Genomic DNA, 19,872 nt, shown 5'->3' with positions numbered 1-19,872 from the left:
CGCATTGATAAAAACGAACCGTCAGTCGCCGGCTTGCGGGCGGCGAATCAGCACGAATGCAGCGAAGGCCGCGACGAGCGTGACGGGGATGCTCGCGCCGATCACGACCGGCGCGCTGCGGCCCGCGGCCAGCAGCGTCGCAGCCGCGAGCGGCCCGACGACGGAACCGAGCCGGCCGACGGCCACCGCCGCGCCGACACCCGTGCCGCGCATCGCGGTCGGGTAGTAGATCGCCGCGAGCGCATACAGCACCGACTGACCGCCGACCACGAACATCCCGGCCGCGAACGCGGCGGCCGCGAGCGACGCGAAGCCGGGCGCGGCCGCGAGCGCGGCGAGCGACAGCACGATCCCGATATACATGCCGCCCACCACGCGCGACGCGCGCATCCGGTCGAGCGCCGCGCCGATGCCGAGCGCACCCAGCCCCGCGCCGACGTTGAACGCGATCTGCACGAGGCCGACGTGTGCGCGATCGAGCCCGCGCGAGGCCATCAGCGACGGCAGCCAGTTCAGCAGGAAGTACAGGACGATCAGCGTGCAGAAGTAGCTGACCCACAGCGCGACCGTCGACGTGGTGCGGCCGTCGCCGAACAGCGTGCGTGCGACGCTGGACCGCGCGGCCGGCGTGCCCGCTACGTCGAGATACGCACGCGATTCCGGCAGGAACCACACGAGCAGCGGCACGAGCAGCAGCGGCCCCACGCCGCCGACGTAGAAGATGTGTCGCCATTCGGTGTCGCCCGCGAGCAGCACGCCGATCACCGACGCGATCACGCCGCCGAACGGGATCCCGCAGTACATCGTCGCGACCGCGCTGCTGCGCGAGCGCGGCTCGACCGCTTCGGACGACAGCGCGATCAGGTTCGGCATCGCGCCGCCGAGGCCGATGCCGGTCAGCACGCGCACGACGACGAGCATCGCGAACGTCGATACCTGCGCGGTCGCGAGCGACAGCAGCCCGAACAGCACGACCGATGCGATCAGCACGCGCTTGCGGCCGATCCGGTCGGCGAGCCGCCCGCCGAGCATCGCGCCCGGCAACAGCCCGAAGGTGCCCGCGCTGAACGCGATGCCCATCTGCGATACGGACAGCCCGAATTCGCGCGCCATGCGCGGCGCGGCGACGCCGACCGACTGCAGGTCGAGCCCCTCGAGGAGGGCGATCGCGAAACACAGCGCGAGCGTGGTCGCGACCGTGGGTTTTTCGGCAACGTAAGTGTTCATCCTGTCTCCAGTCCCATGTCTTGTAGTCGGTCGGCCCGGTAACGGCCGCCGCGCGCCGTCGCCGGCCAGTGGCGATGCGGCGCGCAAGGTGTCGTCCGAACGGCCGCCTTTATCAGGCAGCCTGATTCACTGGCCGCAAGCATGCCTGCCGGTATCGTGGCCGGCCGGTCGTTGTGCGTGCTTGTTGCTGCTTACTGCTCGCGCGTACTGCTTACGCGTAAATCACGTCGGGATCGCGCCGCGCCGGGTCATACAGCGCGTCGATCGTCGCCGCGCGATGCTTCTGCACGGCCGCCTGGTTCAGCGAACCCTTGTCGGTCACTTCGCCTAGATCGAGCGACGGCGGCGTGTCGATCAGCCGGATGCGCGCGACGAACGTCGAACCGCCGCTCGCCTGCCGGTTCAGCTCGACGAGCCATTGCTCGAACACCGCGCGCACGGCCGGCGCGCGCAGCACGTCGGTCACCGACGCATCGGCCGCGAGCCGCGCCAACGCACGGCACGCGTCGACGCGCGGAAACACCAGCAGCCCGATGTCGTCGCGATTGATCCCGGTGACGACCACGTCCTGCACGTACGGCGCACCGCTCGACACCGCGTTCGCGCGCAACGGCCCGACGCTGACGAACGTGCCGCTGCTCAGCTTGAAATCCTCGGTCAGCCGCCCGTCGAACAGCAGCCCGAGCGCCGGCCGCGCCGGATCGGCGAACACGCCCGCATCCCCGCTGCGGTAATAGCCTTCGTCGTCGAATACGTCGCGCGGATCGACGTCCGCGTGCCAGTAGCCGCGCATCACGTTCGGCCCCTTGAAACGCAGTTCGAGCTTGCCGCCGCACGGCACGAGCTTCGCGTCGCAGCCGGGCGCGGGCAGCCCGATATAGCCGGCGCGCATCAGCGGCCCCGTCGTGAACAGGCACGACGGCGACGCCTCCGTCATCCCGAGGCCGGCCATGATCCGGATGCGCTCGCCGCAATGCGCGTGGGTCACGCGGTCGAGCCGGTCCCACGCGGCCTGCGACAGGCCCGCGCCGCCGAAGAAATACAGCTTCACGCGCGAGAAGAACGTGTCGCGCAACTCGGCATCGCGTTCGAGCGCGGCCGTCAGTTCTTCCCAGCCTTTCGGCACGTTGAAATAGATCGTCGGCGCGATCTCGCGCAGGTTGCGCACGGTTTCGTCGAAGCGGCCGGGCATCGGGCGGCCGTCGTCGATATACAGCGTGCCGCCGTTGTACAGCGCGATGCCGAGGTTGTGACTGCCGCCGAACGTGTGATTCCATGGCAGCCAGTCGACCAGCACCGGCGGTTCGCGCGTCAGTTCGGGCATCGTCTGGCGCAGCATCTGCTGGTTGCTGCACAGCATCCGGTGCGTGGTCGGCACGGCCTTCGGCTGCTTCGTCGAGCCGGACGTGAACAGGATCTTCGCGAGATGATCGGGGCCGACCGCCGCGTGGATCGCGTCGATCGTGCGCGGGGGGGTGGCGAGCAGGCGCGAGAGCGGCACCGCGCGGCCCGTTCCGTCGGCGTCGACATCGTCGTCGTGTGCGACGATCAGCGCCGCATCGGCCGGCGACACGGCGTCGAGCGCGCGCGCGAACGGCGCACGTTCGGCAACGAACACCGCACCCGGCTTCAGCACACCGAGCGTGTGACGCAGCTTGCCGTAGTCGGTCGACACCAGCGAATACGCGGGCGAGATCGGCGAGTACGGCACGCCGGACAGCATCGCCGCGAACATCAGCTGCAGATGCTCGAGATCGTTGCCGGACAGCACCGCGAGCGGACGCTCGGCCGACAGCCCGAGATCGACGAGGCCCTGTCCGAGCGCGCGGGCGCGGTCGAGCATCTGCGCGTAGGTGATCTCGATCCAGCGGCCGTCGTCGCCGCGCTTCGCGGCCAGCACGCGATCGGGATGCGCTTGCGCGCCGTTCACGAGGCAGTCGGTCAGGCGCGTCGGGTAGTCGCCGAGCGGTTCGCGCGAACGCAGGTACCACGCGCCATTTTCCGCGCGACGAATCTCGGCCGCGCCGACGGCGACGGCCGCCGCGCGATAGCGCACGCCGCCGGTATCTTGTGCGGCCTCGCCCGGAGGCTTCGCTACATTCATCGTCGCCTCGCTCATATCGGGTAATGCCGCGGCGTGGTCTGCACGGTGATCCAGCGCAGCTCGGTGAATTCGGCGATCGATGCACGGCTGCCGAAGCGGCCGTAGCCGCTCGCCTTCGTGCCGCCGAACGGCATCTGCGCCTCGTCGTGTACGGTCGGGCCGTTGATGTGGCAGATCCCCGATTCGATCCGTCGCGCGACCGCCATCGCGCGCGCGATATCGCGGCTGAACACGCTCGACGACAGCCCGAACTCGCTGTCGTTCGCGAGTGCGACCGCTTCGTCGTCGCTGTCCGCGCGCAGGATCGCGACGACCGGCGCGAACGATTCCTCGCGATACAGACGCATGTTGCGCGTCACGCCATCGACGATCGCCGGCTGCATCGTCGCACCTTCGACGCGACAGCCGAGCGTCAGATTCGCGCCATGCACCCGCGCATCCTCGACGAGCGACGCCGCGCGCGCGGCGGCCGCCGCGTCGACCATCGTGCCGAGCGGATGGCCGGCCAGCGGATCGCCTGCGACCAGCGTGCGCGCCTTCGCGGCGAGGCGTTCGACGAGCGTATCGGCAACCGCCCGCGCCGCGATCACGCGCTCGGTCGACATGCAGATCTGCCCCTGGTTGAAGAACGCGCCGAACGCGATCGCGTCGACGGCCGCGTCGAGATCCGCATCGTCCAGCACCAGCACCGGCGCCTTGCCGCCGAGTTCGAGCAGCACCGGTTTCAGGTGCGCCGCCGCGTGGCGCGCGATGATGCGCCCGACATGCGTCGACCCGGTGAAGTTGATGCGCTTCACGTGCGGATGCGCGATCAGCCGCTCGACGAGTTCGGGTGCGTCGGCCGCCGCGTGCGTGATCACGTTGACCACACCCGCGCCGAGCCCCGCTTCATCCAGCACCGCGCCGATCAACGCATGCACGCCGGGGCACGCTTCGGATGCCTTCAGCACGACCGTGTTGCCGCACGCGAGCGGCATCGCCAGCGCGCGCGTGCCGAGGATCACCGGCGCGTTCCACGGCGCGATGCCGAGCACGACGCCGCACGGCACGCGCATCGCGAGCGCGAGATTGCCGGGCACGTCGGACGGGATCACGTCGCCGGCGATCTGCGTCGTCATCGACGCGGCCTCGCGCAGCATGTTCGCCGCGAGCGTCACGTTGAAGCCGATCCAGCCCGGCGTCGCGCCGGTTTCGGCCACGCCGGTCGCGATGAACGCGTCGATGCGCGCGTCCATCAGGTCGGCCGCCTTCAGCAGCAGCCGGCGGCGCTCGGTCGGCGCGAGCGCCGACCAGGCGGGAAACGCGCGGTGCGCGGCGTCGATCGCCGCGTCGGCGTCGGCGAGGCCGGCCGCCGGCGCGCGCGACGCCAGCGCGCCCGTCGCGGGGTTGAAGCGGTCGAAAGTGCGGCCGTCGCGAGCGTTGCACCACTCGCCGGCGATCAGCATCCGTCTGTCGGTCATGTTGTCTCCTGCCTTGCCTGTCTCTTGCGATTACGCCGGCGGGGAAGCCGGCGGCTGCGTCCGCGCTTGTATCAGCGCTTGTAAGCCTGCAGGCCCGGCTTGATCGTCTTGTCGTCGAGGAACTGCTTCAGACCCTGCTCGCGGCCGCGCTCCGGGTCACGCAGCTGCGCCTGGTCGAGCTTCGCATACAGGTAATCCTCGCACTGTTCCCACGTGAGTTCGCGCGAACGCTTGAAGCCGTGCTTCGCCGCGCGCAGCACGACCGGGTTCTTGTCCATCAGACGCGCGGCAAGCGCAATCGTCGCTTCACGCAGTTCGGCCAGCGGCACGCTGCTGTTCACGAGGCCCATGTCCGCTGCTTCGGTGCCGGTGAACGTGTCGCCGGTCATGATGTAGTGCAGCGCGCGGCGGTGCCCGACCGTGTCGGCCATCGCCTTGCTGACGAGGTTGCCCGGCGGGATGCCCCAGTTGATCTCCGACAGCCCGAACACCGCTTCGTCGGCCGCGATCGCGAGGTCGCACGCGACGAGCGGCGAGAAACCGCCGCCGAAGCACCAGCCGTTCACCATCGCGATCGTCGGCTTGTTGTACATCCGCAGGCGGCGCCATTGCCATTCCGATGCGTCGCGGCGCACTTTTTCCTGCAGCGCGTCGGAGCCGCCGTCGATCTCGCGGAAATATTCCTTCAGATCCATGCCGGCCGTCCACGCGGCGCCCGCGCCGGTCAGCACCAGCACCTTCGCCTCGTCGTCGAACTCGACCGCGTCGAGGACTTCCAGCATCTCCCGGTTCAGCGTCGGGCTCATTGCGTTGCGCTTCTCGGGGCGATTCAACGTCACCCACGCGATGCCGGCCTCCACGTTCACTTCAACGGTCTGCCAGCGGTTGTCGTACTTGCTCATGTCTGTTCCTGTCGTTCGTTTCCAGTGCGATTCGGTGCGCAGCATTCCTGCTGCGGACGGCTTCATTTAATATCAGGCTACCTGATATTGCAAGCGGCACGCGCGCCGGTGTAAACCCGGATCGGAAAGCGGAGAAAGCGGCGGGAAATCAGGGAGCGGTCGGGCGGCCGTCGATGGCGCGGACGAAACGAGCGCGGGCCCGGCGGGCCCGTGTCGTGAAAATCGGGGAAGCGGTCAGCCGCGCAGGTTGCGCGAGAACAGTTCGAGCGCGCGCTGCACGTGCGCGGCGTCGTCGGCCGAGATGTCACCGAGCATGCGTTTTTCGAGCGGGCGCAGCACGGCTTCACATTCACGCAGCATCGCCGCGCCTTCGTCGGTCAGCGTCAGCAGGATGATGCGGCCGTGCGACGGGTCGGCTTCACGCGTGACGAAACCGCGGGCGGCCATCACGCTCATCACTTCATTCGCCGATTGCGGCGTGATCCACGAGCGCTCGGCCAGTTGCGCGTTCGACGATGCGCCACGCGCCTCGAGCACCGACAGCGCCGTGTACTGCGCGAGCGTGATGCCAAGCGGGGCGAGCGCGTCGGTCATGTGGCGGCGCAGCAGCCGGTCGAGACCGCCGATCACGTAGGTCAGGCGCTGCTGCACGCGCGCCTTCGGCTTGTCGACCGTTGCGCGGGCGGCGGGCTTCGTGGCGTTCTTCGGATTCGCGGGTTTGGTTGGTGCGGAACTCATGGTGCGGGCGGGATGGAATTGCGGGCCATCTTACCAGCACGTCGGGAGGTGAACAGGGCGTTCCAGGCATGCCGGACAGCCGCTGCGCACTCACGCGCGCATGGCGAACCGCCGGCCCGGCCGCGAAACCCGCTGCGTCAGCGGCATCCCATTAACGGCTTTCCGTATGCACTCAGCCGCGCGGCGTTCCCGCAAACCGCGCCGTCGGCAACCCCGCGTGCCGCGTCTGCACGACGAACACACCGCCCGCATGCGGGTCGTCGGCCAGCGCATCGTCACTCAACCCGATGCGCGCGCTCGTCACGTACAGGCGGCCCTCACCGTCGAGCGCCGTGCAACTCGGCTGCGCGGTCGGTACAGCCACGCGATCCGTCTCGACACCGTCCGGCCCGTAGCGCACGACCCGCCGGCCACCCCACTGCGCATTCCACAGGCCGCCGTCGCGATCGACGATCGAGCCGTCCGGATCGCCGTCGGCATCGGTGAGCCGCGCGAACGGCCGCACGTTCGCGACATCGTCGCCTGCACGGTAATCGCACACGAAAATCTCGCGCACCAGCGAATCGCAGAAATACATCTTCGTGCCATCCGGCGAGAACCCGATGCTGTTCGCAATCGCGGCCGTAGGCAACGCAAGCCGTTCGAGCGTGAGATCGGCATTGAGCCGATAGAACCCGCCAACCGCGCGCGGCGGCTCGCTGCCTTCGTCCTTCATCCCGAACACGAACGCGCCGGAACCGTCGCAGCGCCCGTCGTTCAGCCGCGTCGGCAGCTCCGGCTCGACGTCGACGATCCGCGTGAACGCGCCGCTGCGCAAATTGAAGAACGCGAGATGCGTCGCGAGCCCGACGAGCAGCACGTCCGGGTCGTCGGTCAGCGCGAAGCACGCGAGCCGCTCGGGCATCGCCCACGGCGTGAGGTCGGAGCCATCCGCACGGCAGCGCCACAGTTGCGCGCCTTCGATGTCCACCCAATACAGCGCGTGCGTCCTGTCGCACCACGTCGCGCCTTCGCCGAGCGTGTTGCGGGTGTCCGCCAGCAGCGTCGCCTGCGTGGCCGGATGAATCTGTTGCATGCCGTCTCCCGATATCTGTCGCTTATGCAGGCGGCCGCGCGTTCGCCAGGGTCAGATCTTCATCGCGCGCCGCTGGTTGCGACGATACTGGTCGAACAGCACCGCGAGCAACAGAATTCCGCCGCGTATCAGATATTGGTAAAACGTCGGCACGTTCAGCAGGCTCATCGCATCCTGCACGGAGCCCATGATCAGCACGCCGACCAGCACGCCGGAGATCGTCGCGACGCCGCCCGTCAGCGACACGCCGCCCAGCACGCACGCGGAAATCACACCGAGTTCGAGCCCGACCGACGTCTTCGGGTCGCCGAGGCTCATCCGCGACGCGAGCATCACGCCGGCAAAACCCGTCACGAGCCCCTGCAGCACGAACACGGTGATCTTGATGCGCATCACCGGCAGCCCCGCGAGCAGCGCGGCCTCGCCGTTGCCGCCCACCGCGAGCACGTTCTTGCCGAACACCGTCTTGCGCAGCAGGAAGCCGAACACGACGAAGCCGACGATGTTGCTCCAGATCGGATACGAGATGCCGAGGAACGAGCCGCCGCCGAGATCGAAGAAGCGTTCCTCGGAGATCATCACCGCGTCGCCGTTCGACGTGATGAACGCAAGCCCGCGCACGACCTCCATCATCGCGAGCGTGACGATCAGCGAGTTGATCCGCCAGCGCGCGATCAGCACGCCGTTGACGAGCCCGACCGCGCCGCCCGCGAGCACGCCGCCCGCGATGCCGAGCACGACGCTGTGCGTCGCGGTGATCAGCGTCGACGCGACGACGCCCGAGAACGCGACGATCGACGCGACCGACAGGTCGACCTCGCCGAGCGCGAGCACGAACATCATCGTCACCGCGATCGAGCCGATCAGCGTGACCGACAGCAGCAGGCCCTGGATGTTGCGCGGCGTGAGGAAGTCCGGCACGGTCAGCGACAGCGTCGCGAACAGCACGAGAAACACCATCACGATGCCGGAGCGGTTGATCAGCTGCCACACGCCGCCGCGCGCTCGCGCAGGTACGACGGCGGCATCGGGGGACGGGGAAGTGCGTTGGGGTTGCATTGCCTGGCTCATGTCGTTTGCATCCGGTTGATCGTTGCGGGGCGCTAGCGCGGCAGCGCGAGCTTGATCAGCGCGTCGGGCGTCGCCTGCGCCTTCGCGACCTCGCCCGCGATCCGCCCTTCCTTCATCACGATGATCCGGTCCGACACGCCGATCACCTCGGCCAGGTCGCTCGACACGAGGATCACCGTGCGGCCCGCTTCCGCGAGTTCGTAGAACAGGTTGTAGATTTCCGCGCGCGCGCCTACGTCGATGCCGCGCGTCGGCTCGTCCATCAGGAACACGTCGATGCGCTCGGCCAGCCAGCGCGCGAGCACGACCTTCTGCTGGTTGCCGCCGGACAGCGCGCCGATCGGCGTGTCGCCGTCGCGGGTCTTGATCGCGAGCCGCTCGATGTAGCGTTGCGCGAGTTCGCGTTCGCGCCGCCCGTCGAGCAGCACCCGCGCCGGGCTGAAATGCCGGCGCGCGCTGATGTTCAGGTTGTCGGCCACCGACGCGATCGCGACGATGCCCTCCTGCTTGCGGTCTTCCGGGCACAGCGCGAGGCCGGCGCGCACCGCGTCGCGCGGGCTCCCGAACGCCACCCGCTTCCCGTTCAGCTCGACGTGCCCCGCGCTCGGGCGCGCGGCACCGTACAGCAGCTTCATCAGCTCCGAGCGGCCCGCGCCGACGAGCCCGAAGAAACCGACGATCTCGCCGCGCCGCGCGGTGAACGACACCGGCTCGGACAACCCGGGCCCCGCCAGCCCCTTCGCCTCGATCAGCACGTCGCCGGCCGGGCGCGGCCGATAGCCGTACACGTCCTCGATCGAGCGGCCGACCATGCAGCCGATCAACCGGTCGCGGTCGAGATCGGTGACGGAATCGAACGTGTCGATGCGGCGGCCGTCACGGAACACCGTCACGCGGTCGCACAGTTCGTACACTTCCTCCATCCGGTGCGTGACGTAGATGATCGCGCGCCCTTCCGCGCGCAGCGCGCGGATGATCCGAAACAGTTGCGTGGTTTCGCGCGCGGACAGCGAACTCGTCGGCTCGTCGAACGCGATCACGCGCGCGTCGCGCATCAACGCCTTGCCGATCTCGATCATCTGGCGCTGGCCGATCGACAGGTACTTCACCGGGATGCCCGGATCGATGTGCTCGCCGAGCCGCTCCAGCGCATCGAGCGCGCGCGCGGCGAGCGTGCGTTCGTCGACCACGCCGAGCCGGCTCGGCAACTGCCCGAGCATCAGGTTTTCGGCGACCGTCAGCTCGGGCACCAGATGCAGCTCCTGGTAGATGATCGCGATGCCGGCCTCGAGCGCCGCGCGCGTCGACGTGAAGCGCTGCTCAGTGCCGTTCAGCGTCAGCGTGCCGGCCTGCGGCTGGTTCACGCCGGACAGCACCTTCAGCAGCGTCGACTTCCCCGCGCCGTTCTCGCCCATCAGCCCGTGCACCTCGCCCGCGCGCACCGACAGCGACACGGCGTCGAGCGCACGTACGCCCGGGAACGTCACCGTGATGCCGTCGAGCGCGAGCAGCGGGCCGCCCGGCGGCGTCTCGGCGGCATCGTTGCCGGATACGGCCGTCATCGTCTGCGTCGTCATCGCGTTCTCGCCTCGTGCGCTCAGATGCCGAGCTCGGCACGCACCGCCTGCCAGTTCGCACGCGTCATCAGCTTGCCACTCGTCTGCGTGTCGGCCGGCGGCGTCTTGCCGTCGCGAATCCATTCGACGAGGTTCTGCGTGCTGTCCTTGCCGTGGTTTGTCGAGCTGACCGCGATCGTCCCGTAGAAGCCGGTCGGCTCCTTCTTCTGGAATTCGGCGAACGCCTCGCCCGCGCCGTTGATGCCCACGCCGATCACGTCGGCCGCCGGGATGTGCAGCTGCTCGGTCGCGCGCACCGCGCCGAGCACGGTTTCCTCGTTCAGCGCGTAGACCACCCACTTCTTCACGTTCGGATGGCGCGCGAGCACCGGCGCGGCCGCGCTGAAGCCGCCTTCGTCGTCGGTCGTCTTCTGCGGCGCGTCGAAGATGTTCTCCTTGCGGAAACCGTTCGCGAGCAGCGCCTGCGTCGCGCCGTCGGTGCGCAGCTTCGCGGTCGGCAGCTCGTAGTTCGTGATCCGCAGCGCGCCGACTTCCTCGGGCTTCCAGCCGCGCCGCTTCATCTCGTCGGCGATCGCCTGGCCGACCTGGTTGCCGATCTTGGTCGCCGACATCCCGAGGTGCGGCACGTTCGGCAGCGGCTTGCCGGTCGAATCGACGAGTTGGTCGTCGACGGTCACGAACTTCATGTTGTAGCGCTTCGCGCGTGCGGCGATCGCCGGGCCGAGGCGCACGTCCGGCGCGCAGATCACGAAGCCCTGCGCGCCCTGCGAGCCGAGGTTGTCGATCGCGGCCAGCACCTTCTCGCCGTCGGGCGTGCCGATCTTCACGACCGAGAAATTCTCCTTCTGGCCGAGCGCGGACGCCGCGTTCTGCTCGTTGATGAACCACGCCTGCTCGGGCATCTTCACCAGGAAGCCAATCTTCAGCGGTGCGTCTGCGCGCGCGGCGCCCTGCATGCCGAGCGGCGCGATGCACAGTGCGGCAAGCAGCGCGCGCAAGGTATGGCGGCGGATCGTGTGAGTCGTGCGGTTCATGCGGTGTCTCCTTGATATCGGCTTGTGCCGTAATGATTCGTCGTGTGCGATCGCGCCGCGGCGCGCCCGCGTGATCAGCGGCCGAACGCGTCGGTCTGCACGCGCCGGCCGAACAGGAACGCATCGGCGACGAGCCGCAGCGGCCGCACGTCGACGTCGCTTTCGCCACGCGCGATCAGCGCATGGAAGTGCGCATACAGCGCCGGATACTCGCGTTCGGGGCCGAGCTCGACCGGCTCGCCCGCGATCGACAATTGCGCGCCGCCGCGGCTGATCGCGAGCACGCCGTCGGCCGTGTCGACCGCGATCTCCCATTGCTCGACCGGGCCGTGCCGCCAGTCGAATTCCGCGCGCACCGGCACGCCGTCGGTATCCGCGCAATCGAGTTCGGCGGCGATCGGCGTCTGCACGTCGCTCGGCACGATGAGCGTCGCCTCGCGCAGCACGAGCTCGCGCGGCAGGATGCGCGTAACGATCGACAGCGCGTTGATGCCCGGGTCGAACACGCCGAGGCCGCCCGGCTCCCAGATCCATTGCTGCCCCGGATGCCAGCGCCGCACGTCCTCTTTCCAGCGCACCTGCACCGCGCGGATCGCGCGCGTCGCGAGCCAGGCGCGGGCGGGCTCCACCGCACTCGCGCAGCGCGAATGCCAGGTCGCGAACAGCGTGAGGCCGCGCTCGCGCGCGAGCGCTTCCAGCACGGCCACTTCGCCGAGCGTCGCGCCCGGCGGCTTCTCGAGCATCACGTGCTTGCCGGCTTCGAGCGCGGCGCGCGCCTGCGCATAGCGCACCTGCGGCGGCGCGCACAGCGACACGGCGTCGAGCTCGCGCTCGGCGGCCAGCAGCGCGCGCAGGTCGCGATAGTTGCGCACGCCGGCGACTTCCGCGTGGCGGCTCGCGCACGCGGTCAGCTTGAAACCCGGTTCGGCGTCGATCGCCGGCAGATGCTGGTCGCGCGCAATCTTGCCGATGCCGACGACCCCCAGCGAAACCTGATCACTCATCGTGCATGCCTCCTTCGCGAATCGTTCGGTGACCGTTCAGTGCGCCCAGCGCAGCACGAGCGGGTCGAGCCGGCGCGCGATCGCGAGCAGTTCCGCGCGCGTGTCCGGATGCAGTTCCGGCATCGGATGCCGCGGCCGCTCGCACGCGATCACGCCGCCTGCGCACATCAGCGCCTTCGCGGTGAGGATCCCGGACTGGCGGTTCTCGTGATTGATCAGCGGCAGCCAGGCCTGGTAGCGCGCGTAGGCGTCGTCATGGCGCCCTTCGCGCCACGCTTCGAGGATCGGCCGGATGCCGTCCGGAAACCCGCCGCCCGTCATCGCGCCGGTCGCGCCCGCGTGCAGGTCGGCGAGCAGCGTGATCGCCTCCTCGCCGTCCCACGGCCCCTCGATGGCATCGCCGCCGAGCCGGATCAGCTCGCGCAGCTTGTTCGCGGCGCCCGGCGTCTCGATCTTGAAGTACGCGACCTGCTCGATCTCGAGCGCCATCCGCGCGAGGAACGGGGCCGACAGCGCGGTGCCGCTCGCGGGCGCGTCCTGGACCATGATCGGGATCGCGATCGCATCGGATACGCGCGCATAGAACTCGAAGATCTGCGCTTCGGGCACGCGGAACGTCGCACCGTGGTACGGCGGCATCGCCATCACCATCGCCGCGCCGAGCTGCTGCGCGCGCAGGCTGCGCGCCGCGCACACCTGGGTGCTGTAATGCGACGTCGTGACGATCACCGGCACGCGGCCCGCGACGTGCTCGAGGATCGTGCGCGTGAGCACGTCGCGCTCGTCGTCGGTGATCGCGAACTGCTCGGAGAAATTCGCGAGGATGCACAGCCCGTCCGAGCCCGCGTCGATCATGAAATCGACCGCGCGCTTCTGGCTCGCGAGATCGAGTTCGCCGGTATCGGTAAACGTCGTCGGAACGACGGGGAAAATGCCGCGATAGCGCGGCGCGCTGCTCGATGTCATGGTTCGCGTCCTGCTTCGGCCTCGGTGACGACCGGCCGTCATGCGTTTACGGTTTCACGTTGCGCGGGCCGTGAGAGCCCGCAACCGGCTGCCGCGCAGCCGCTCAATGCGAATGGCTCGGTACCTCCGCGCCGCGCGTACCGACCAGGAAGTCGAGGTCGCACCCCTCGTCGGCCTGCAGCACGTGATCGATGTACAGCCGTGCGTAGCCGCCCTTGCCGAGCTGGCCGGCCACGCCCGGCGCCGCGGTCGGATCGACGTCCGACAGGCGGCGCTGCAGTTCGTCATCCGTAATGTCGAGATGCAGCGTGCCGGCCTCGCAGTCGAGCTCGATCCAGTCGCCGTTGCGCACGGCCGCGAGCGGCCCGCCGGCGGCGGCTTCCGGCGCGACGTGCAGCACGACCGTGCCGTACGCGGTGCCGCTCATCCGCGCGTCGGAAATCCGCACCATGTCCTTCACGCCCTGACGCAGCAGCTTCGGCGGCAGCCCCATGTTGCCGACCTCGGCCATCCCCGGATACCCGCGCGGCCCGCAGTTCTTCAGCACCATCACCGAGCTTGCGTCGATGTCGAGCGCCTCGTCGTTGATCGTCGCCTTGTAGTGGTCGAGGTTCTCGAACACCACCGCGCGGCCGCGATGCTTGAGCAGCTCGGGGCTCGCCGCCGACGGCTTCAGCACCGCGCCGCGCGGCGCGAGATTGCCGCGCAGGATGCGGATGCCGCCGTCCGCGATCAGCGGCCGGTCGAGCGGGCGGATCACCTCGTCGTCGTAGTTCGGCGCTTCGCGCACGTTGTCCCACAGCGACTTGCCGTTCACCGTCAGCGCATCCGGGTTCGGCAGCAGCCCGCCTTCGCCGAGCCGGCGCAGCACCGCCGGCAGGCCGCCCGCGTAATAGAACTCTTCCATCAGGAAGCGCCCCGACGGCATCAGGTCGACGATCGTCGGCGTGTCGCGGCCGATGCGCATCCAGTCTTCCAGTTCGAGCGGCACGCCGATGCGACCCGCGATCGCCTTCAGGTGGATCACCGCGTTGGTCGAGCCGCCGATCGCCGCATTCGCGCGGATCGCGTTCTCGAACGCCGCACGCGTGAGGATCTTCGACAGCACGAGCCCTTCGAGCGCCATCTCGACGATGCGGATGCCGGACATGTGCGCGAGCACGTAGCGGCGCGAATCGACGGCCGGAATCGCCGCGTTGTGCGGCAGCGCGACGCCGAGCGCCTCGGCCATGCACGCCATCGTCGACGCGGTGCCCATCGTGTTGCAGGTGCCGGCCGAGCGCGACATCCCGGCCTCCGCCGACAGGAAGTGATGGACGTCGATCTCGCCGGCCTTCAGCGCTTCGTGCAGTTGCCACACGGCGGTGCCGGAGCCGATGTTCTTGCCTTCGAGCTTGCCATTCAGCATCGGGCCGCCCGACACGACGATCGCCGGCACGTCGCAGCTCGCCGCGCCCATCAGCAGCGCGGGCGTCGTCTTGTCACAGCCGGCCAGCAACACGACCGCGTCGATCGGGTTGCCGCGGATCGCCTCCTCGACGTCCATCGACGCGAGGTTGCGCGTGAGCATCGCCGACGGGCGCAGGTTCGATTCGCCGTTCGAGAACACCGGGAACTCGACCGGGAAGCCGCCCGCCTCGGAGATCCCGCGCTTCACGTGCTCGGCGAGCTTGCGGAAGTGCGCGTTGCACGGCGTCAGTTCGGACCACGTATTGCAGATGCCGATGATCGGCCGGCCGTCGAACTCGTGATCGGGGATGCCCTGGTTCTTCATCCAGCTCCGGTACATGAAGCCGTTCTTGTCGTTCGAGCCGAACCATTGGGTGGAGCGCAGCCTGGGTTTCGTTGCCGACATCGTCAGTCCTGTGGTGACGGGATACCGGCGCAGTCTAGGCAGAATTTTGATAACTGGCTAATGACGTTTTTGGCGATTACGATATCGATTCCGATATCGATATAAACCCGTACGATGCCCGAAGCCAGCCCGTGGGGAAACCGTGGCCGCCTGAAGACGCGCCAGCTTCTGCTGGTCGTCGCGCTTGCCGACGAAGGCAGCATTCACCGCGCGGCGGCCGCGCTGAACATGACGCAGCCGGCCGCGTCGAAGCTGCTGCGCGAACTCGAGGAATCGATCGGCGCGGTGCTGTTCGAGCGCCTGCCGCGCGGGATGCGGCCGACGCTCTACGGCGATGCGCTGATCCGCCATGCGCGCGCGGCGCTCGGCAGCCTCGACCAGGCGCATGAGGAGCTGGCCGCGCTGAAGGCCGGCCATCTCGGGCACGTGGCGGTGGGGGCGATCACGTCACCGGGCCTGCGGCTCGTGCCGCCGGCCGTCGCCGCGGTGAAGGGCACGCATGCCGGCCTGCACGTGTCGGTCGAGATCGACACCAGCAACGTGCTGCTCGAACATCTCGCGCAGGAAAAAATCGACATCGTGATCGGCCGGCTCTCCGCCGAACACGACAAGCTGCGGCTGCGCTACGAGCCGCTGACCGGCGAGCCGGTGGCCGCCGTCGTGCGGCCCGGCCATCCGCTGCTCGCGCAAGCGCCGCTGTCGCTCGCGGACGTGCAGCGCGCCGCGTGGGTCGTGCCGCCGGCCGGCAGCGTGCTGCGCCACCGCTTCGATCTCGTGTTCCAGCGCGCGAGCCTCGCGCCGCCGGCGAACCTCGTCGAGACGTCCGCGCTGCTGTTCATCACGCAGCTGCTCGAACAGAGCGACATGATCGCGGTGCTGGCCGAGGACGTCGCGCGCTACTACGCGCGGCACGGGATCGTCACGGTGCTGCCGCTGGAGATGGATTGCCGGATGGACGATTTCGGGATCATCACGCGCACCGACCGGCTGCATTCGCCGGCCGTCGCGATGATGGCCGATGCGATTCGCGCGGCGGCGCGGGAGGTTTACGGTGTCGCGCTGTGACGTCGTCGCGGCGGTTCCAGTCGACTACGCGGCGGCGAACTCGATCACCGGTTCGCAGCGGATCGGAAAGTTGACCGAGTTCGCGATATAGCACTTCGCGTGCGCGTCATGATGCAGATGTGCCGCCCGTTCGCGATCGTCGCCGGCCTGGATCGTCACATGCGGGCGCAGCACGATTTCCGTGAAGCAGCCTTCATCGGCACTGTCGACCATCGTGCCTTCCGCGTTGTCGACATACGCAAGCACGCGAATACCCGCTTCCGAGCACAGATGCAGGTACCAGAGCTTGTGGCACGCCGATGCCGACGCCAGCAACAGGTCTTCCGGATTCCAGCGCGCGGCGTCGCCGCGAAACGCCGCGTCCGACGAACCGGGAATATCCGGCTTGGAACCGGCCCGGATCAGATGATCGCGCCCGTACTCGCGATACCCCGACGTGCCGGTGCCGCGATTGCCCGTCCACTCTACTGCGACGCGATACGTGTGTTCGCCAGATGCCATCTCGCTCTCCATTGATGTGGGTTGCTTCGGCCGGGCCGGATGTCGCTTTGCGAAGCCCGCCTGCGCTCGCCATTTTGGCACCGGATTCCCATTTGGTATACCATTATTCCAAATTGACGGAACATGCAGGCATGGAAGCCAAACTCGATTCCACGGCGGACGCGGTCGCCGCCTCGTTGCGGGACATGATCATCAACGGCGAGCTGGAAGCCGGCGAGCGGCTCGTCGAACGCGACCTGGCCGACCGGTTCGGCATCAGCCGGATTCCGATGCGCGAGGCGATCCAGCGCCTGGAGCGCGAAGGCTTGCTGGACATCTTCAGGAATCGCGGCGCCGTCGTGCGCATGCTGAGCGCGTCGGACGTGCAGGAAATCTACGACCTGCGCGCGCTGCTCGAAGGCGACGCGATCTACCGGAGCGTGAAGCGGCTCGACGACGAAACGCTCGCCCGCGCCGAGCTCGTCCATCGTTTGCTCGGCGATGCGGCCGTGCCGCGCCGGCAGGGTGAACTGAACCGCGAATTCCACGCGCTGCTGTATTCGTGCTGCGGCAACACGCGGCAGTTGAAGACGATCGCGGAACTGCGCAGCCAGGTTGAACGGTACGAGCGTCTGCAGGCCACGCTGCTCGCCGATACGCCGTCGTTCCAGGTCGAGCACGAGGAGATCCTGCAGGCGTGCCGCGAACGCAATGCGCGCGCGGCGCGCTCGATGACGGTCGCGCATCTGGAATCAGCTAGAAGCATCGTGATGCGGCTCGTCGAAGGCGGGTGAGGACGGCGGTGCGCTTACCGCTTACCGCTTACCGCTTACCGCTCGCCGTGTGCCGTTTGCCAAGGCGAGCGCCACCCGACGCCGGGTCGCAACGATCACGACAGCGACCTCAACCTACTCGCCGCCGCCACGCATCAAACCGAAGGCGTCGCGCCCCCGCCCGCCACACGCCCGGTCGTCCCCCGCACCACCAGCCTCGGTCGCGGCGCGGTCCGCACGCACGGTGCCGCGTCGCGCTGACCACCCGCCTCGCGCAGCGCATTGAGCAGTTCGACCGCCAGCCCGGCGGCCTCGGCGGTCGGGATCGCGACGGTCGTCAGCGTGGGCCGCGTGTCGCTCGCCAGGTGAATGTCGGTAATCCCGACGATCGACAGATCATCGGGCACACGCCGGCCGCGATCGGCCGCCGCATGCATCGCGCCGATCGCCGGCAGGTCGTTGGTCGCGACCAGCGCGGTCAACCGCGGGTGCGCATCGAGCAGCCGCCCCGCCGCGCGCACGCCGCCTTCGATCGAATCGGGCTCGGCCTCGACGATCGACGCATCGAGCCCCGCTTCGCGCATCACGTCGACGAAGCCGTCGTAGCGCGCCGCCTGCACGCCGCTCGCCGACCCGCCGACGATCACGCCGATGCGCTCGTGGCCCAGTTCGAGCAAGTGCCGCGTCGCGATCCGCCCCGCCTCGCGGAAATCGATCGCCACGCACGGCAATCCATCGGGCGGCGCTTCCGGTCGCTCCCACAGACACAGCACAACCGGCACGCCGCGTGCCGCCACGTCGCGCAAATCCGGCAGATGCAGGTTCGCATTCGTCACGAGGATGCCTTCGGAGATCGTGCCGGCGATCTGGTCGAGATACGCACGCCCCTGCAACGGATCTTCGTTCGTGTTGCAGACGATCAGGAACTGCCCGTTGCGCCGCACCGCACGCTCGACCGCCAGCGCGAACTCCGGATAGAACGGGTTCGCGATGCTCGACACCATCAGCGCGACCGTCGGCGCGCGCCCTTCCGCCAGCGCCCGCGCGGCGAGATGCGGCCGATACCCGAGCGCCGCCACGGCCTCCAGCACCCGCGCCCGCGTCGCCTCGCCCACCCGGCCGCGGTCGCGCAACACGTTCGACACGGTCGCGGCCGTCACGCCGGCACGGCGCGCCACTTCATCCAGGGTTGCCATCACTTGCTCACTATATGAGACGTCTATCCAGTATTTGCTTCGCTCACCGAAGCGGCGCACTATCGCCGCACACCCTGCCGCCCAACCGACGGGCGCGACTCGGCCGCGATCGCATCGCCTCTTTTTTTGATCGCGATGATTAAGCGCTTAATCACTGATGAAAGCGCATTAGAACATGGAGCGGAGACAATGGCGAGCATCTCGATGCGGCGCGTGCAGAAAGCCTATGGCGATCATGCGCCGGTCATTCGCGACGTCGATCTGGAGATCGGCGCGCACGAGTTCTGCGTGTTCCTCGGGCCGTCCGGATGCGGCAAGTCGACGTTGTTGCGGATGATCGCCGGGCTCGAGGATCTGAGCGCGGGCGAGCTGTCGATCGACGGCCGCCGCGTCGACGACGTGCCGGCCGCCGAGCGCGGCGTCGCGATGGTGTTCCAGAGCTACGCGCTGTTTCCGCACATGACGGTCTACGAGAACATGGCGTTCGGGCTGAAGCTCGCGCGCGTGCCGAAGGCGGAGATCGACCGCAAGGTGCGCGATGCCGCGCGCATCCTGCAGCTCGACACGCTGCTCGATCGCAAGCCGAAGGCGCTGTCGGGCGGACAACGGCAGCGCGTCGCGATCGGTCGCGCGATCGTGCGCGAGCCCGGCGTATTCCTGTTCGACGAGCCGCTGTCGAATCTCGACGCCGCCCTGCGCGGCCAGACCCGCATCGAAATCGCGAAGCTGCACCGGCAGTTCGAACGCGCGAGCGTCGTCTACGTGACGCACGACCAGACCGAAGCGATGACGCTCGCCGACAAGATCGTGCTGCTGCACGCCGGCGCCGATACCGCTCAGCACGGCAGCATCGCGCAGATCGGTGCGCCGCTCGACCTCTACCACCACCCGGCGAGCCGCTTCGTCGCGGGCTTCATCGGTTCGCCGCGCATGAACTTCCTGCCGGCCGTCGTGACCGCCTGCGATGCGCATCGCACGACCGTCACGCTCACGCCGTCCGGCGAAACCTTCGTACTGCCACGTGACGGCTCGGCGCTCGGCGCGGGCGCCACCGTGACGCTCGGCATTCGCCCCGAACACCTGACGCTCGGCGCCGCACACGACGCGACGGCGCTCGCGCGCGACGTCGCACTCGTCGAACGCCTCGGCGAACAGACCTACGTGCATCTCGACCAGCCCGGCGGCCACTCGATCATCGCGAAGGTGCCCGGCGACGCGCAGGTGCGCAGCGGCGAACGCGTGCGCGTGCATGCGCCGGCCGCGGCCTGCCATCTCTTCACCGAAGACGGCCGCGCGGTGCCCGCGTGCGCCGACGTCCACGTTCACCACTACGCATAAGGATCGG

Annotated in this window: 17 protein-coding genes; 3 read left to right on the top strand and 14 right to left on the bottom strand. The window is 68.8% G+C overall.

Going from position 1 to position 19,872, the window contains the following annotated elements; translation table 11 throughout:
- Positions 1–21: 21 nt before the first annotated feature.
- The 12 genes from mhpT to LGM56_RS27055 all read right to left on the bottom strand — a co-directional run bounded on the left by mhpT (position 22) and on the right by LGM56_RS27055 (position 15,013).
- Positions 22–1,227, bottom strand: coding sequence for a 3-(3-hydroxy-phenyl)propionate transporter MhpT (mhpT, locus tag LGM56_RS27110; RefSeq protein ID WP_089495959.1), 1,206 nt, complete (start codon positions 1,225–1,227; stop codon positions 22–24).
- A 211-nt stretch (positions 1,228–1,438) separates the two neighbouring features.
- The gene (locus LGM56_RS27105; RefSeq protein WP_413226803.1) at positions 1,439–3,346 is read right to left on the bottom strand and encodes a feruloyl-CoA synthase; all 1,908 of its coding nucleotides are present in this window, start codon (positions 3,344–3,346) and stop codon (positions 1,439–1,441) included.
- Positions 3,343–4,791: an aldehyde dehydrogenase gene (locus tag LGM56_RS27100; protein WP_226207217.1), complete on the bottom strand. Its 1,449-nt coding sequence runs from the start codon at positions 4,789–4,791 to the stop codon at positions 3,343–3,345. Before LGM56_RS27100 ends, LGM56_RS27105 begins: the two co-directional genes overlap by 4 nt.
- Before the next feature lie 71 nt (positions 4,792–4,862).
- Positions 4,863–5,693 carry a p-hydroxycinnamoyl CoA hydratase/lyase gene (locus LGM56_RS27095; RefSeq protein ID WP_089495957.1) on the bottom strand — a complete coding sequence of 277 codons (831 nt, stop codon included), beginning with the start codon at positions 5,691–5,693 and terminating at the stop codon, positions 4,863–4,865.
- Positions 5,694–5,927: 234 nt separating this feature from the next.
- Complete coding sequence (locus LGM56_RS27090) at positions 5,928–6,431, bottom strand: MarR family winged helix-turn-helix transcriptional regulator (RefSeq protein ID WP_226207216.1); 504 nt, start codon at positions 6,429–6,431, stop codon at positions 5,928–5,930.
- Between the two features lie 172 nt (positions 6,432–6,603).
- Positions 6,604–7,506, bottom strand: a complete 903-nt coding sequence (locus LGM56_RS27085; protein ID WP_226207215.1) for an SMP-30/gluconolactonase/LRE family protein — start codon at positions 7,504–7,506, stop codon at positions 6,604–6,606.
- A 51-nt stretch (positions 7,507–7,557) separates the two neighbouring features.
- Positions 7,558–8,577 (bottom strand): L-arabinose ABC transporter permease AraH, encoded by a 1,020-nt coding sequence (araH, locus tag LGM56_RS27080; RefSeq protein ID WP_089428760.1) that lies wholly within the window; start codon positions 8,575–8,577, stop codon positions 7,558–7,560.
- A 32-nt stretch (positions 8,578–8,609) separates the two neighbouring features.
- Positions 8,610–10,154: an L-arabinose ABC transporter ATP-binding protein AraG gene (araG, locus tag LGM56_RS27075; RefSeq protein ID WP_226207214.1), complete on the bottom strand. Its 1,545-nt coding sequence runs from the start codon at positions 10,152–10,154 to the stop codon at positions 8,610–8,612.
- A gap of 20 nt (positions 10,155–10,174) precedes the next feature.
- Complete coding sequence (locus LGM56_RS27070) at positions 10,175–11,188, bottom strand: arabinose ABC transporter substrate-binding protein (RefSeq protein WP_089495953.1); 1,014 nt, start codon at positions 11,186–11,188, stop codon at positions 10,175–10,177.
- Positions 11,189–11,262: 74 nt separating this feature from the next.
- Positions 11,263–12,192, bottom strand: coding sequence for a Gfo/Idh/MocA family protein (locus LGM56_RS27065; RefSeq protein WP_089495952.1), 930 nt, complete (start codon positions 12,190–12,192; stop codon positions 11,263–11,265).
- A gap of 36 nt (positions 12,193–12,228) precedes the next feature.
- Positions 12,229–13,158 (bottom strand): dihydrodipicolinate synthase family protein, encoded by a 930-nt coding sequence (locus LGM56_RS27060; protein ID WP_226207213.1) that lies wholly within the window; start codon positions 13,156–13,158, stop codon positions 12,229–12,231.
- A 103-nt stretch (positions 13,159–13,261) separates the two neighbouring features.
- Positions 13,262–15,013: an IlvD/Edd family dehydratase gene (locus LGM56_RS27055; protein WP_226207212.1), complete on the bottom strand. Its 1,752-nt coding sequence runs from the start codon at positions 15,011–15,013 to the stop codon at positions 13,262–13,264.
- Between the two features lie 114 nt (positions 15,014–15,127).
- Between LGM56_RS27055 and LGM56_RS27050 the strand changes: the two genes are divergently transcribed.
- Positions 15,128–16,078 (top strand): LysR substrate-binding domain-containing protein, encoded by a 951-nt coding sequence (locus tag LGM56_RS27050; RefSeq protein ID WP_089443755.1) that lies wholly within the window; start codon positions 15,128–15,130, stop codon positions 16,076–16,078.
- Positions 16,079–16,102: 24 nt separating this feature from the next.
- On the opposite strand, the gene LGM56_RS27045 is transcribed toward LGM56_RS27050, so the two are convergent.
- Positions 16,103–16,579 carry an OsmC family protein gene (locus LGM56_RS27045; protein WP_089495949.1) on the bottom strand — a complete coding sequence of 159 codons (477 nt, stop codon included), beginning with the start codon at positions 16,577–16,579 and terminating at the stop codon, positions 16,103–16,105.
- A gap of 131 nt (positions 16,580–16,710) precedes the next feature.
- On the opposite strand from LGM56_RS27045, the gene LGM56_RS27040 reads away from it, so the two are divergent.
- On the top strand, positions 16,711–17,352 hold the full coding sequence (locus LGM56_RS27040; protein WP_226207211.1) for a GntR family transcriptional regulator: 642 nt from the start codon (positions 16,711–16,713) through the stop codon (positions 17,350–17,352).
- A 134-nt stretch (positions 17,353–17,486) separates the two neighbouring features.
- Here the strand turns inward: LGM56_RS27040 and LGM56_RS27035 are convergent, their stop codons facing one another.
- On the bottom strand, positions 17,487–18,527 hold the full coding sequence (locus LGM56_RS27035; protein ID WP_226207210.1) for a LacI family DNA-binding transcriptional regulator: 1,041 nt from the start codon (positions 18,525–18,527) through the stop codon (positions 17,487–17,489).
- Positions 18,528–18,716: 189 nt separating this feature from the next.
- Between LGM56_RS27035 and LGM56_RS27030 the strand changes: the two genes are divergently transcribed.
- On the top strand, positions 18,717–19,865 hold the full coding sequence (locus LGM56_RS27030) for an ABC transporter ATP-binding protein (protein WP_226207209.1): 1,149 nt from the start codon (positions 18,717–18,719) through the stop codon (positions 19,863–19,865).
- Positions 19,866–19,872: the final 7 nt, after the last annotated feature.

Origin of the sequence: Burkholderia sp. AU38729, assembly GCF_020419725.1 — a bacterium.
GTDB lineage: Bacteria > Pseudomonadota > Gammaproteobacteria > Burkholderiales > Burkholderiaceae > Burkholderia.
This window is presented reverse-complemented; position numbering and strand designations above follow the sequence as displayed.

Bases quoted from the DNA above. Each gene is read 5' to 3' on its own strand.
- mhpT (WP_089495959.1), bottom strand. From the start codon at position 1,227: ATGAACACTTACGTTGCCGAAAAACCCACGGTCGCGACCACGCTCGCG.
- LGM56_RS27105 (WP_413226803.1), bottom strand. From the start codon at position 3,346: ATGAGCGAGGCGACGATGAATGTAGCGAAGCCTCCGGGCGAGGCCGCA.
- LGM56_RS27100 (WP_226207217.1), bottom strand. From the start codon at position 4,791: ATGACCGACAGACGGATGCTGATCGCCGGCGAGTGGTGCAACGCTCGC.
- LGM56_RS27095 (WP_089495957.1), bottom strand. From the start codon at position 5,693: ATGAGCAAGTACGACAACCGCTGGCAGACCGTTGAAGTGAACGTGGAG.
- LGM56_RS27090 (WP_226207216.1), bottom strand. From the start codon at position 6,431: ATGAGTTCCGCACCAACCAAACCCGCGAATCCGAAGAACGCCACGAAG.
- LGM56_RS27085 (WP_226207215.1), bottom strand. From the start codon at position 7,506: ATGCAACAGATTCATCCGGCCACGCAGGCGACGCTGCTGGCGGACACC.
- araH (WP_089428760.1), bottom strand. From the start codon at position 8,577: ATGAGCCAGGCAATGCAACCCCAACGCACTTCCCCGTCCCCCGATGCC.
- araG (WP_226207214.1), bottom strand. From the start codon at position 10,154: ATGACGACGCAGACGATGACGGCCGTATCCGGCAACGATGCCGCCGAG.
- LGM56_RS27070 (WP_089495953.1), bottom strand. From the start codon at position 11,188: ATGAACCGCACGACTCACACGATCCGCCGCCATACCTTGCGCGCGCTG.
- LGM56_RS27065 (WP_089495952.1), bottom strand. From the start codon at position 12,192: ATGAGTGATCAGGTTTCGCTGGGGGTCGTCGGCATCGGCAAGATTGCG.
- LGM56_RS27060 (WP_226207213.1), bottom strand. From the start codon at position 13,158: ATGACATCGAGCAGCGCGCCGCGCTATCGCGGCATTTTCCCCGTCGTT.
- LGM56_RS27055 (WP_226207212.1), bottom strand. From the start codon at position 15,013: ATGTCGGCAACGAAACCCAGGCTGCGCTCCACCCAATGGTTCGGCTCG.
- LGM56_RS27050 (WP_089443755.1), top strand. From the start codon at position 15,128: ATGCCCGAAGCCAGCCCGTGGGGAAACCGTGGCCGCCTGAAGACGCGC.
- LGM56_RS27045 (WP_089495949.1), bottom strand. From the start codon at position 16,579: ATGGCATCTGGCGAACACACGTATCGCGTCGCAGTAGAGTGGACGGGC.
- LGM56_RS27040 (WP_226207211.1), top strand. From the start codon at position 16,711: ATGGAAGCCAAACTCGATTCCACGGCGGACGCGGTCGCCGCCTCGTTG.
- LGM56_RS27035 (WP_226207210.1), bottom strand. From the start codon at position 18,527: ATGGCAACCCTGGATGAAGTGGCGCGCCGTGCCGGCGTGACGGCCGCG.
- LGM56_RS27030 (WP_226207209.1), top strand. From the start codon at position 18,717: ATGGCGAGCATCTCGATGCGGCGCGTGCAGAAAGCCTATGGCGATCAT.